Below are 12286 nucleotides of genomic sequence, written 5' to 3' on the forward strand. Positions count from 1 at the left end.
AATACAGTGGGGGCGTGCCGAAGAGACTGATCGCCCTGCTCGCCTCCGCCTGCCTCGTGGCCCTCGTGGGCTGCGCCGACGCCAACCAGTCCGCCCAGCCGGGTGAGATGGTGCAGGCCACCACCTGCGACTACCCGGGCGACGGCTCTCCCGCCCGCCCCGTCGACCCACCGCCCACCACGGACGTCCCCAACGCGGGCACCGTCGCCGCCACGCTGCACATGACCGCCGGTGACGTGGTGATCACGATGGACCGCGCGAAGGCGCCATGCACCGTCAACTCGTTCGTCTCGCTCGCCCAGCAGGGCTATTTCGACGGCACTGACTGCCACCGTCTGGTGGACCAGGGGATCTTCATCCTGCAGTGCGGCGACCCCACGGCCACCGGGACCGGCGGCCCGGGCTACGTGATGGCGGAGGAGCTCGAGCACACCAGCGAGTACCCCGCGGGCACCGTCGCCATGGCCAAGCGCCCGCAGCCGGGCACCACCGGCTCCCAGTTCTTCCTGGTCTGGGCCGACACCCCGCTGCCGCCCGAGTACACCGTGTTCGGGACCATGGACCAGGCCGGGCTCGAAGTGATCGGCGGCATCGCCGCGCAGGGCATCGCCGCGGAGGACGGCACCAGCCCCATCGCCGAGGCCCATATCGGCTCCGTCACACTCGGCTGAGGGAGCCGTCCCACCTGTCGCGAGGTGGTTGACACCCAATCGGGAATGCGCTTACCGTAGTGCTCGACCAAGAATGGTAACGGTTCCATTCGTGGGAAACAGACCCAGCGGCGCGAAGGTGCACCGCGAGAGGAGACCCATGCCCAAACCCGATTTCCGACAGGAAGCGATGGCCCGCCGGCATGGCGGTTGCCGCGCCACCAGTGGCGCGCGAAGTGGTGGACCCGCTACCAGGAGCCGGGTGCGCAGCACGGCCCGTGGCAGGACCTGGGCGAGTACTGATCGGGACGCAGGGTGGCCGGAGCCGGGAGCCCGGCCGCCCTGCGCTCAGGCCTGCAGGAAGTGCTTGACGGTTGCGACGAAGATCGCCGGCTCGTCGGCGTGCACCCAGTGGGCCGCGGTCTTGATGGTCACCGAGATCACCTTGGGGAACAGTTCCTGCATGGGCTCCCGGTGCTCGGGCAAGACGTAGTTCGACAACCCTCCGGCAACCCAGTAGACGATCCCGTCGAAGGCCTCGTCGAGGGGCGGCCAGCCGCCGATGGTGTAGAGGCTGTCACCCAGCAGGTCCAGGTTGCAGGTCCAGACCCATGCGCCCTCCTGGCGCCGCAGGTTCTGGAGCAGGAATCCGCGCACCGACGCGTCCGGTACCTGCGCGGCCATCCGCCGGTCCGCCTCAGTGCGGCTCGGGAGGTCCTCCAACGAGAGGTTGCGCATGGCTGAGACCAGCGACGAGAAATCGGTGGTGGCCTCGTTTCGGGCGGGGGAGATGTCCGAGACGAGCAGGCGCTCCACCAACTCCGGGTGCCGAAGAGCGAGGCGCATGGCCACCTTGCCCCCCAGTGAGTGACCGACGACGGCCACCGGATGATCGAAGTTCTCCCGCAGCCAGGCCGCAACCTCGTCGGTCTGGTTGTCCAGGGTGAAGTCCACGGTCCACGACGAGCGGCCGTGGTTCGGCAGGTCCAGCAGGTGGCTGGTGGCGAGGCTCTCGAGACCGCGGGCGATCGTGGTCCAGTTCTTGCCCTGCCCGAACAGGCCGTGGAGGAAGACGAGGTGGGTGGGGCCGTCGCCGACGGTGGTGGCATGCAGGCTCACAGCGGCATCCTCCAGCAGTGCTTGTGCCAGTGTCGGCGCTCTTCGAGACCGGAGGCGTGTCCCAGCCCCGGGTCCTCGGGCCAGGCCACCACGTGGGCCATCCCCACCGGGATCTGGTTGGAACAACCGGGACAGGTGTAGGGCTTCAGGGCGCGCTCCGCAGGGACGTCACGGACCAGGAACGTGCCGGAACGGGTGCTGCGCCTCGACGCGTGGTGGGCCCGGTTCAACGGCCGCGGGGGACGCAGGTGCTTGCTGGGGCGGCGTTTGCTGGGCATCAGAACAGCCGGTCCTCGGCGTTGTCCATGCCGCGCAGCGCGTCGTAGTCGAGCAGTTGGCAGGAGATCCCGCGGTCGGAAGCCAGCACTGCGGCCTGCGGCTTGATCTGCTGGGCGGCGAACACCCCACGGACCGGAGCGATCTGGGGGTCCCGGTTCATCAGGTCCAGGTATCTGGTGAGCTGCTCGACGCCGTCGATCTCGCCGCGCCGCTTCACCTCGACGGCGACGTGGCCGCCGTCGGCGTCGCGGAGCAGGAGGTCGACCGGGCCGATGGGGGTGTAGTACTCGCGCTTGACCAGCTGCCAGCCCTCGCCGAACGTGGTGGGATGCTCGGCGAGCAGCGCCTGCAGGTGGGCCTCGACGCCGTCCTTCTGCAGGCCGGGGTCCACACCGAAGGCGTGGTCGGTGTCCAGGAAGACCTCGCCGATGCTGACCATCAGTGTGTCGCCGTCCTTGGAACGCACCTGCCACACCTCCTTGATGCCCAGCTCCTCCGCGGCCGCGGCCTCGGGTTCGAGCACCGTGAGGGTGCACGGTGGGCTCATCCAGTTCAGCGGCTTGTAGGCACGGTCGTCGGCATGGATCGACACCGAGCCGTCGGCCTTGACCATGATCAGTCGCTTCGCGAGGGGAAGATGGGCGGACAGCCGACCTGAGTAGTCGACCTGACACTGGGCAATCACCAAACGCACGCCGCCAATCTACCAAGCCCCGTGAGGGCTCAGGTGGCGTCGAGGTGCGGGATGACCACTTCCCGGAACAGGAGCAGGATCGCGGCCGCGGTGGGGATCGCGATCAGGGCCCCGATGACCCCCAGGAGGGTGCCGCCGATGATCGCCGACAGGACCACCAGGGCACCTGGGACCTTGACCGTGCGCTTCATCACGTTCGGGTACAGGACGTAGGCGTCGAACTGCTGGTAGACGAGGAAGTAGATGATGGTGACGATGCCGATGGTGGGGTTCACGGCGAACCCGACGAGGGCCACGACGATCATCGCCAGGGACGAGCCCACCAACGGGATGAAGCAGAACAGGGCGGTGATGAAGGCCAGTGCCAGCGAGTACTGCCCGAGACCGGCGAAGTTCATGTAGATGAACGCGCAGCCCGAGGCGACGCTGACGATCATGAACATCCCGGTGATGTAGCCCGAGATGCCCCGGAAGATCTCGTCGGCGAGGTACTTGGCCCGGGGGCGGCGGCTGGCCGGGGCGAGCCGGTAGATCGTCTCCTTGATCGAGGGCAGGGAGGCCAGGAAGTAGATGGTCAGCACCAGCGTCATGATCAGTGAGAACACGACGTTGGCGAGCAGGCGGCCCGCGCCCCAGATGCCGCCGAAGAGGTTCTGGATGAGTTCACCCGAGACCAGGAACTGCTCGACCCGGCTCAGGATCTGGTACTGCTCGTCCCAGGCCGCGATCTGCGGGTTGTTGTTCAGGTTGTCGATCGCCACCGGCAGGCTCCGGGCCAGGTCCTGGATCTGGGAGGAGAAGATCGGCACGAGTGCCGTTATGCCCAGGCCGATGATGCCCAGCAGGGTCAGGGTCACCACCATCACGGCGAGACCCCGCGGGACCCGCCTGCGTGCCAGGAACTCGACGGCGGGACTGAGGCCGAGCGCCAGGAACAGCGACATCACCACGAGGATCAGGATGTTCGACACCTGGCCGACGGCGGTGAACAGCGCCACGGCCACCAGCACGCCGATCGCACCCCAGAACCCCAGGGCGAACGGCGAGGACTTCAGCAGGCGCGACTCGCCGCTGACGACCACCGGGGGCACCGGCGTGGGCCGGTCCACCGGGACCGGCGTCAGGAACTGCTTGGCCCCGCGGCGGGCGTCGCCGAAGAACCGCCTGGCCAGCCGCCGGGCCCGGGACGGCTTGCGCTGCTCCTGCAGCCGGAGCCGACGCTCCTGCCAGCGCTCCCGCCAGCCCTTCGCGGGCGGGGCCTCCTCGACCTCCGGTTCCTGTTCAGCCGGGGCGGCAGCCGACGGCTGCTCGTCGTGGACGAGGGCATCATCGGCCTCGTCGGGGGACAGGGCCACCTGCTACTCGCTCTCCGGGGTCAACATGACGGTCTCCTCGTTGTCCGCGGAGTCCGCCTCGGCGGCCATCTCCTTCAGGTTCCCGAGGGCAGCCACCATGGATGCGCGCTTCGCGTTCAGGGCGCCGATCTCGCGCTCCAGCTGCTCCTTGCGCCAGGCGACCTGCTCCTCGATCGCGGACTCCGTCTCGCGGGCGCGGTCCCGCATGGTGGTCAGGGTGTCCTCCGCCTCGCGAGTGGCCACCAGCCGGATCTCCTCGGCCTCGGCGATGGCGCGGTTGCGGATCTCGACCGCCTCCTCGCGAGCGGCGGCGACCAGCTGGGATGCTGCCTTGGAGTTCTCCTCGCCCACGGCCAGCTGCGCCTTCAGCGCCTCCTCGGCCTTCGCCGCCTGCTCGGCGGCCTGCGCCAGCGTCTTCTCCGCCGCCTGTTGGGCCTCCAGCTTGCCGGCAGTGCCCGCACGCTCCGCCTCCTGCAGCAGCTTGGCAGCCTCTGCCCGGGCAGACTCGAGGGTGGCCTGCGCCTTGGCCTCGGCGTCGCCGACGATCGCCTTGGCCCGGGACTCGGCATCCGCGGCCACGAGTGCGGCGTCGTTCTTGGCCGCCTCGAGGGCCTGCTTGCCGGCGTCGGCCTGCTCCTGGCGGAGCTTGCGCAGCCCGGCCAACCCGCTGAGCCGGACGTCGTCCGCCTCCTTCTGTGCGGACTCGCGCAGTGCGGCGGCGCTGCGGCGGCCCTCGGACTTGATCCGTTCGGCCTCCTGCTCGCCCAGGCGCACGAGTTCGGCCGCCTGCGCCTCGGCCGAGGACAGCAGGTTCTTGGCGTGGGCCCCGAGGCGGGTGAAGTCACTGGTGCCGGTCTCCGCGCGGACGAACTCCATCTCCCGCCGGAGTTCACGGAGCTGGACGCGCAGTTCGGTGACCTTCTGCTCCATCTCGCGCACGTAACTGTCCACGGCCTGCCGGTCGTAGCCGAGCATCGAGTGCGGGAAGTTGCCCGCGGCGGAAGCGCGGTCCTCGAACAGGTTGAGTCCGGTCTCCTCCGTGTCCTCGTAGTCCCTGCGTGAATCAGTCACCAGTCATCCTCCTCGATCTCCCCCGACGAACTCCTGACGAGCCTAGCGGGTGCGTCGGACAAATCGAGGGGGCACAACCACTCAGTGGTCGGGTTCGGTGGCCGGCTCGACGAGTTCGAGGAGGACTCCGCGGGCGTCCTTGGGGTGGACGAAGTTGATGCGGCTACCGGCGGTGCCACGCTTCGGCTCGGGGTACAGCAGGCGCATCCCACGTCCGCGCAACACCTCCGAGACCTTGTCCAGGTCCTTCACGCGGTAGGCGAGCTGCTGGATGCCCTGGCCGCTGCGGTCCAGGAACTTCCCGATCGCCGAGTCCGGGCGCAGGGGTGCCAGCAACTGGATCTTGGCGTTCTCCTCGCCCTGCTCGCCGGTGCCGAGCATCGCCTCGGCCACTCCCTGCTCCTCGTTGACCTCCCGGTGCAGTTCCCGCCAGCCGAACGTCTCGGCGTGGAACTTCACGGCCTCGTCGAGGTCCGGGACGGCGAGGCCGACGTGGTCGATGCAGATGAACAGGTCGTCGTTTTCCATGCCCCCAGCGTCTCACGAGGCCCTTCGCCCCGGAGCGGCGGGGTGGGCATAACCGCCCGGATCGCGGCGCGCCCGGCGGGTTGCCCGGATTCGGCCTGCCGTTCGTGCACACTGGTAGGCGCAATCACTGGGCGACGCAGGAGGTTAGTGCTGGTGGGCTGGATCAAGAAGATCCTCGTTGTGCTCGTGGCAGCCTTCGTGGTGTTCTACCTGTTCACGCGGCCGGAGGCCGCCGCAGAGGCGGTCAAGACGTTCTTCGGGGCGTTCGAGGCACTCGGTACGTTCTTCACGAGCCTCGCGGGCTAGGCGCCTGCGATGGGCTTCCTCGCGAGGTTCCTCGAACCCGACGTCAGTCGGCACCTCCTCCAGGAGGAGGGCGAGGTGGTGGTCGACGAGGTGCGCAAGCACTGGGCGGCCACGCTGTGGTGGTACGTGGTAATCGCCCTGAGCGGCGTCTGCTTCGTTCTCATGATTCCCGCCGGCAACTACTTCTGGGCGCCACTGGCGGTGGGGGTGTTCGCGTTCTGCGTCGGGATGTGGAAGTGCCACGTCGCACACATGGACCGGTTCGTGATCACCAACATGCGGGTGTTCCGGATCCACGGGGTGTTCAACCAGCACCTGGCAACGATGCCCATGACCCGGATCCTCGACATCTCGTTGACGCAGTCGCTGGAGGGGCAGCTGCTCGGCTACGGCCACTTCGTGTTCGAGTCCGCCGCCCAGGACCAGGGCCTGAAGGAGATCCGGTTCGTCGGACGCCCCGAGGAGCGGGACCTGACCATCCAGCGCGTGATCCAGCGCGCCGGCCTGCGCAAGACGATGCAACTGGATCACATGCACCACTGAGCCAGCCGGGACCGGGCCTGTGGACAAATCACGGATGGCCTGTCCGGACAACCAGAGTGTGGGTATGACATTCGAAGACCTCCCACACGACTGGGACGACCATCCGATCACCCTCGAACTGATGCCCGACGTGGTGGACCTGTTCGTACGGGACTCAGACCGCCACAGCGGCTGCCTGGGATTCTTCCTCCTCACGGAGGACCGCTACCTGGCCACGGATCCCATCATGATCCATGGGTTCAGTCCCGAACCCGACCGCGAACGCGTCGTCGGCTTCCTGCGCGGCATGTGCGAGACGGCGTGCGGCGCAGGTCTGGACTACGTGCTGGTCCGGGGCCGCACCGGCCCGGCCGTCACGACGCCGGAGGACGAGGACTGGTTCGCGCCGGTGCACCGCGAACTGGCCAACCACCTGTTGGAGTCCTACGTGGCCACGGACCGCGGCGTCACCAGGTACGAGGCCGGCGCCGTCGCCTGAGGATCATGCGTCCAGGGTGGCGTTCACCAGGGCCTTGGCCTCGGCCTGGACCGCGGCCAGGTGGTCGGCGTCCTTGAGGGACTCCGCGTAGATCTTGTACTTGTCCTCGGTGCCGGAGGGACGGGCCGCGAACCACGCGTTGGCGGTGGTGACCTTGATGCCGCCGATGGCCGCTCCGTTCCCGGGGGCGTCGGTCAGGACGGCCGTGATCGGTTCCCCGGCCAGTTCGGAGGCCGACACGTCGCTCGGGCTCAGTCGCGAGAGTCGGGCCTTCTGGTCCCGGGTGGCGTCGGCGTCGATGCGGGCGTAGAAGGACTTGCCGAACTCGGCCTCCAGGTCCGCGTAGTGCTCACTGGGGGACCGGCCGGTTACCGCCTTGATCTCGCTGGCGAGCAGGGCCAGCAGGATGCCGTCCTTGTCCGTGGTCCAGGTGGTGCCGTCCTTGGCGAGGAACGAGGCCCCGGCCGACTCCTCGCCGCCGAAGCCGATGGAGCCGTCGGTGAGTCCCGGGACGAACCACTTGAAGCCCACCGGCACCTCCACCAGGCGTCGGCCGAGCTTGGCCGCCACCTTGTCGATCAGCGACGAGGAGACCAGCGTCTTGCCGATGCCCGCGTCCTTGCTCCAGCCGGGACGGTTCGCGAAGAGGTATCCGATGGCGACGGCGAGGAACGCGTTGGGATTCATCAGGCCCGCGTCCGGGGTGACGATGCCGTGGCGGTCGGAGTCGGCGTCGTTGCCCGTGGCGATGTCGTAGCGCGTCCGGTTCGAGATCAGTGACGCCATGGCGTCGGGGGAGGAGCAGTCCATCCGGATCTTGCCGTCGGTGTCCAGCGTCATGAAGCGCCAGGTGGGGTCGACCTCCGGGTTGACCACCTCGAGGTTCAACCGGGTGGTCTCGGCAAGGTGCTGCCAGTACTGCACGGATGCGCCGCCCATCGGGTCGGCGCCGATGTGCACGCCGGCGCCGGCGATGGCGTCCAGGTCCAGTGCGTCGGCGAGTTCGGCGCAATAGGTGGACTTGTAGTCGTAGCGCACGACGTCGGCGGCCGCCCGCTCGTAGGGGGTCCGCGCGATGGCATCGGGGTCGCCCAGCAGCTCGTTGGCGCGGGCGGCGATCACCGAGGTGGCGTCGGAGTCGGCCGGGCCGCCGTTGGGCGGGTTGTACTTGAATCCGCCGTCGCGGGGCGGGTTGTGCGAAGGGGTGACGACGATGCCGTCGGCCAGCGCCCCGGACTGCCCGCGGTTGTGGCGGATGATGGCGCGCGAGACGGCCGGCGTCGGCGTGTACTCGTCGTCCCGCTCGGCATGCACGGTGACCCCGGCGGCGTGCAACACCTCGATCGCTGTGCGCCAAGCCGGCCCGGACAGGGCGTGTGTGTCCTTCCCGATGAACAGGGGGCCGGTGATGCCCTGGCCCTTGCGGTACTCGACGATGGCCTGCGTGGTGGCGGCGATGTGTGCCTCGTTGAAGGCGGTGTCGAGGCTGGAGCCGCGATGGCCGGAGGTGCCGAAGACCACCTGCTGGTCCGGGTCCTGCGGGTCCGGACGGCGATCGTAGTAGGCGCCCAGCAGGGCGTCGACGTCGATGAGGTCCGCTTCTCTTGCCGGCTGGCCGGCGCGCTCGTGTGCCATGGCCCCCATACTGGCACCTGCCGAGCCGGCCCGCACCTGATCGCTCCGGTTGAACCGTTTGCCCCCGCCCGCAAAGATGGGGCCATGACTGACCCGAACTTCACCCGTCCAGGAGCCGTCGACCTTTCGGCCCTCGCCACGGCTGCCGAAGCCCCGGCCCCAGGTGGCGCCAGCTACGTCGTGGACGCAGGCGAGGCGGACTTCCAGGCCCTGGTGAACCTGTCCGCGCAGCACCCGGTGATCGTGGAGTTCCACTCCGCCAGGGACACTCGCGGCGCAGAACTTTCCAACCTGCTGGCATCGATGGTCAACGCGGCCGAGGGACGTTTCCTGCTGGCCCGCGTCGACGTCGATGCCGCCCCGCAGATCGCCCAGCAGTTGGGCGTGCAGGCGGTCCCCACCGTGGTGGCCATCATCGGGGGGCAGCTCGCCCCGCTGTTCCAGGGCACCCGCAGCCGTGAGGAGGTCCAGCCGCTGTTGGACCAGGTGGCGCAGCTCGCCGTGGCCAACGGCATGACCGGCCGCGCCCAGCCGGTGCCCGCAGCGGGCGCGTCGGGTGCCACCAGCGGCACCGACGCGGCAGCCCAGCCGGCCGACCCGCGGTTCGCCGCGGCGGACGAGGCGCTGGCCTCCGGTGACTACGCGCGGGCCGTCGAGGAGTTCGACAAGCTGCTCGCCGCCACCCCGAACGATGGCGAGGTGGTGGCCGGGCGCGCCCAGGCGGCCCTCCTGCAGCGCAGCCTCGCCTTCGACGCCAAGGCGATCGTCGAGGCCGCCGCAGCGCAGCCCGACGACGTGGCCGTCCAGTTGGACGCCGCGGACCTCGAGGTGATCCAGGGCGAGTACCAGGCCGCGCTCGACCGCCTGCTGGGTCTGGCCGCCGAGAAGACCGCCGAGGAGCGCGAACCCATCAGGGTGCGCATTCTGGAACTGTTCGAGGTGATCGGACGCACCGATCCCATCGTCGGCAAGGCCCGCCGCCGCCTGTCGTCGCTGTTGTTCTAGTTGTCGCGCGTCACCGGGACGGCGGGGCGGTGGTCCCGCGCACCAGCAGCTCGGTGGGCACCACCACCCGGTCGTGCCTGGGCAGGGCGCTGCGCGGCGAGCGGATCTGTGACAGCACCAGCCGCACGAGTTCCTGCCCGATGTGGGTGAAGTCCTGCCGCAGCGTCGTCAGGGGAGGCCAGACGTACTCTCCGAGCGCGATCCCGTCGAAGCCGACCACCGAGACGTCCTGCGGGACCCGTCGGCCGGCTTCCGAGAGTGCCCTGATCAGGCCGAAGGCCATCTCGTCGTTGGCACAGAAGACCGCGGTGACGTCGGGGTCCTCGGCCAGCCGGGAGCCGAGTTCGTGGCCGGAGCGGGGGGTCCAGTCGCCCTGCCAGACCCGCGGCACGGTGATGCCCGCCTGCTCCAGCGTCCGCTCCCACGCCCGACGTCGCAGTTGGGCGGGTTCGGAGTCCGAGGGCCCGGCGACGTGGTGGACCTGGCGGTGTCCGAGGTCCAGCAGGTGCCGGGTGGCGTCCCTGGCCCCCTGCATCTGGTCCGCCGTCACCGCCGGGTAGTGGCCCACCAGGCGTGAGTCGGAGACAGCCACGGGCATCCCCGCAGGCAGCGTCAGCGTGTCGGGTGTGGCCTCCTCTGCCCGGATGATGACGAGGCCGTCGATGGCCTGGCTGGAGATCCTGTGCGCCGCGCTCTCCCATTCGGCGGCGTCCACCTTGTCCGCCTCGATGCTGAGCATGGTGACGGTGTAGCCCTCGGCGGCGGTGGCCTTCACCACGCCCTCGGTGGTCAGCACCTCGCCCGTGCGCTCGTAGCGGTGCGCCAGCACGCCGATGGTGCCGAAGGAGCCGTTGCGCAGCGCCCTCGCGGCACGGTTGGGGGAGTACCCGAGCTGGGCCATGGCGGCCAGCACCTTCTCCCTGGTCTGCGGCCGGACCGGGTCCGCGCCCGTCGACACCCGCGAGACGGTCTGGGCGGACACGCCCGCCAGGCGCGCCACGTCCTCGATCGAGGGGCCGGTCTTGCGTCGGCCACGTCCGCTCACGGTACCCATGGCGGGAGTGTAGCGCGCCGTTTGGTTACGTCACCATTGTTCGTGCCGCGCCGCCGCCAACGTGAACTTCGTCGTTACGAGATGATTATGGGAAGGGGGTGGATCGCACCGTTCCAGAGTGCTACGTTGACGTAAACATTTGGGTCGGCGGAGGCTCGCCGGTCACGACGACAGACAAGGAAGTCACATGAACGTCTGGAAGAAGCTAACTTCGCTGGCGGTGCTCGTACCGCTCGGCATCGCACTTTCCGCCTGCGGCGGCAGCGGGGACGACGGCAACGGTGGCGGCGACGGCACCGGGACCGACGGATCCGGAAGCCTGACCGTCTGGGCCTGGGACCCCGCCTTCAACATCTACGCCATGGACGAGGCCGCCAAGATCTACCAGCAGGAGCACCCCGACGTCACCGTCGAGGTGGTCGAGACCCCCTGGGACGACTTGCAGACCAAGCTCACCACCCTGGCGCAGTCCCAGGAGTTCGAGGAACTGCCCGACATCTTCCTCATGCAGAACAACGCCTTCCAGAAGAACGTCATCAACTACCCGGACCTCTTCAGCGACTTCTCCGGCAGCGACGTGGACTTCAACGAGTTCCCCGCCGGCGTGGTGGCCTACTCCGTGGTGGACGACACCAACTTCGGCCTGCCATTCGACAACGGCACCGCGATCACCGCACTGCGCACCGACGTCCTCGAAGAGGCGGGCTACACCGTCGACGACTTCACGGACATCACCTGGGACGAGTACATCGCCAACGGCGAGGACATCCTGGCCAAGACCGGCCAGCCGCTGCTCTCGGGCCAGGCCGGGTCCTCCGACCTGATCATGATGCTGCTGCAGTCCGCCGGCGCCAGCCTGTTCGACACCGAGGGCAACCCCACCATCGTCGACAACGAGGCCCTGATGGCCGCCATCGACATCTACGAGCGCCTCGTCGAATCCGGCGTCATGATCGAGGTCAACTCCTGGGACGAGTACATCGGCACCCTTGTGAACGCCAACGTCGCCGGCACCATCAACGGCGTGTGGATCCTCGGCTCCATCCAGACCGCCGAGGACCAGTCCGGCAACTGGGGCATCACCAACCTGCCAAAGATCGACGGGCTCGAGGGCGCCACCCACTACTCCGCCAACGGTGGTTCGTCCTGGGCCATCAGCTCCAACGCCGACGTCGAACTGGCGCAGGACTTCCTGGCCTCCACCTTCGCCGGCTCCACCGAGCTCTACGACACCATCCTCCCGTCCTCGGGTGCGCTGGCCAACTGGCTGCCCGCGGGTGAGAGCGACGTCTACGGCGAGCCCCAGGAGTTCTTCGGTGGCGAGGCCATCTTCTCCAAGGTGCTGGAGTTCGCCGCCGAGGTGCCCAGCAACAACACGGGTGCCTACTACTACGAGGGCCGGGACGCCGTGAGCGCGGCCCTGACCCAGATCCTCGACGGTGCCGACGTCGCCACTGCCCTCGCCGAGGCGCAGAGCAACGTCGAGTTCGCGATGAGCTGACGGGGGACCGGTCGTGACCGGGGTGGGGTCGGTTCGCCGGCCCTACCCCCGAGACCACCCCGAGGGGA

At 68.9% G+C, this 12286-nt stretch carries 14 protein-coding genes; 6 read left to right on the top strand and 8 right to left on the bottom strand.

Annotated elements, in window-relative coordinates:
- Positions 1-14: 14 nt before the first annotated feature.
- A complete protein-coding gene (locus tag ACYU7G_RS05075; RefSeq protein ID WP_461105439.1) occupies positions 15-671 on the top strand; it encodes a peptidylprolyl isomerase in 657 nt (218 codons plus the stop codon).
- Positions 672-998: 327 nt separating this feature from the next.
- Here the strand turns inward: ACYU7G_RS05075 and ACYU7G_RS05080 are convergent, their stop codons facing one another.
- The 6 genes from ACYU7G_RS05080 to mce form a co-directional block, all read right to left on the bottom strand.
- Entirely contained in the window at positions 999-1769 is a 771-nt protein-coding gene (locus tag ACYU7G_RS05080; protein ID WP_461105441.1) for an alpha/beta fold hydrolase, read from the bottom strand.
- Positions 1766-2047 carry a hypothetical protein gene (locus ACYU7G_RS05085; RefSeq protein ID WP_461105443.1) on the bottom strand — a complete coding sequence of 94 codons (282 nt, stop codon included), beginning with the start codon at positions 2045-2047 and terminating at the stop codon, positions 1766-1768. Before ACYU7G_RS05085 ends, ACYU7G_RS05080 begins: the two co-directional genes overlap by 4 nt.
- Positions 2047-2742, bottom strand: a complete 696-nt coding sequence (gene nucS / locus ACYU7G_RS05090; RefSeq protein ID WP_461105445.1) for an endonuclease NucS — start codon at positions 2740-2742, stop codon at positions 2047-2049. Before nucS ends, ACYU7G_RS05085 begins: the two co-directional genes overlap by 1 nt.
- A 29-nt stretch (positions 2743-2771) precedes the next feature.
- Positions 2772-4097, bottom strand: coding sequence for an AI-2E family transporter (locus tag ACYU7G_RS05095; RefSeq protein WP_461105447.1), 1326 nt, complete (start codon positions 4095-4097; stop codon positions 2772-2774).
- A gap of 3 nt (positions 4098-4100) precedes the next feature.
- Complete coding sequence (locus ACYU7G_RS05100; RefSeq protein ID WP_461105449.1) at positions 4101-5168, bottom strand: DivIVA domain-containing protein; 1068 nt, start codon at positions 5166-5168, stop codon at positions 4101-4103.
- A gap of 81 nt (positions 5169-5249) precedes the next feature.
- A complete protein-coding gene (gene mce, locus ACYU7G_RS05105; RefSeq protein ID WP_461105451.1) occupies positions 5250-5696 on the bottom strand; it encodes a methylmalonyl-CoA epimerase in 447 nt (148 codons plus the stop codon).
- 153 nt (positions 5697-5849) lie between these two features.
- On the opposite strand from mce, the gene ACYU7G_RS05110 reads away from it, so the two are divergent.
- The 3 genes from ACYU7G_RS05110 (at position 5850) to ACYU7G_RS05120 (ending at position 7023) form a co-directional block, all read left to right on the top strand.
- The gene (locus ACYU7G_RS05110) at positions 5850-6002 is read left to right on the top strand and encodes a hypothetical protein (RefSeq protein ID WP_185975797.1); all 153 of its coding nucleotides are present in this window, start codon (positions 5850-5852) and stop codon (positions 6000-6002) included.
- A 9-nt stretch (positions 6003-6011) separates the two neighbouring features.
- Complete coding sequence (locus tag ACYU7G_RS05115; protein WP_461105453.1) at positions 6012-6545, top strand: PH domain-containing protein; 534 nt, start codon at positions 6012-6014, stop codon at positions 6543-6545.
- A 64-nt stretch (positions 6546-6609) separates the two neighbouring features.
- The gene (locus ACYU7G_RS05120) at positions 6610-7023 is read left to right on the top strand and encodes a hypothetical protein (protein ID WP_461105455.1); all 414 of its coding nucleotides are present in this window, start codon (positions 6610-6612) and stop codon (positions 7021-7023) included.
- A gap of 3 nt (positions 7024-7026) precedes the next feature.
- Here the strand turns inward: ACYU7G_RS05120 and pgm are convergent, their stop codons facing one another.
- Positions 7027-8658: a phosphoglucomutase (alpha-D-glucose-1,6-bisphosphate-dependent) gene (gene pgm, locus ACYU7G_RS05125; RefSeq protein WP_461105457.1), complete on the bottom strand. Its 1632-nt coding sequence runs from the start codon at positions 8656-8658 to the stop codon at positions 7027-7029.
- An 84-nt stretch (positions 8659-8742) separates the two neighbouring features.
- On the opposite strand from pgm, the gene ACYU7G_RS05130 reads away from it, so the two are divergent.
- Positions 8743-9663, top strand: a complete 921-nt coding sequence (locus ACYU7G_RS05130; RefSeq protein ID WP_461105459.1) for a co-chaperone YbbN — start codon at positions 8743-8745, stop codon at positions 9661-9663.
- A gap of 10 nt (positions 9664-9673) precedes the next feature.
- Here the strand turns inward: ACYU7G_RS05130 and ACYU7G_RS05135 are convergent, their stop codons facing one another.
- On the bottom strand, positions 9674-10717 hold the full coding sequence (locus ACYU7G_RS05135; protein WP_461105461.1) for a LacI family DNA-binding transcriptional regulator: 1044 nt from the start codon (positions 10715-10717) through the stop codon (positions 9674-9676).
- Positions 10718-10904: 187 nt separating this feature from the next.
- Here ACYU7G_RS05135 and ACYU7G_RS05140 point away from each other — a divergent pair, with 187 nt between their 5' ends.
- Positions 10905-12218 (top strand): ABC transporter substrate-binding protein, encoded by a 1314-nt coding sequence (locus tag ACYU7G_RS05140; protein ID WP_461105463.1) that lies wholly within the window; start codon positions 10905-10907, stop codon positions 12216-12218.
- Positions 12219-12286 lie beyond the last annotated feature (68 nt).

This window comes from Tessaracoccus terricola, assembly GCF_054776555.1.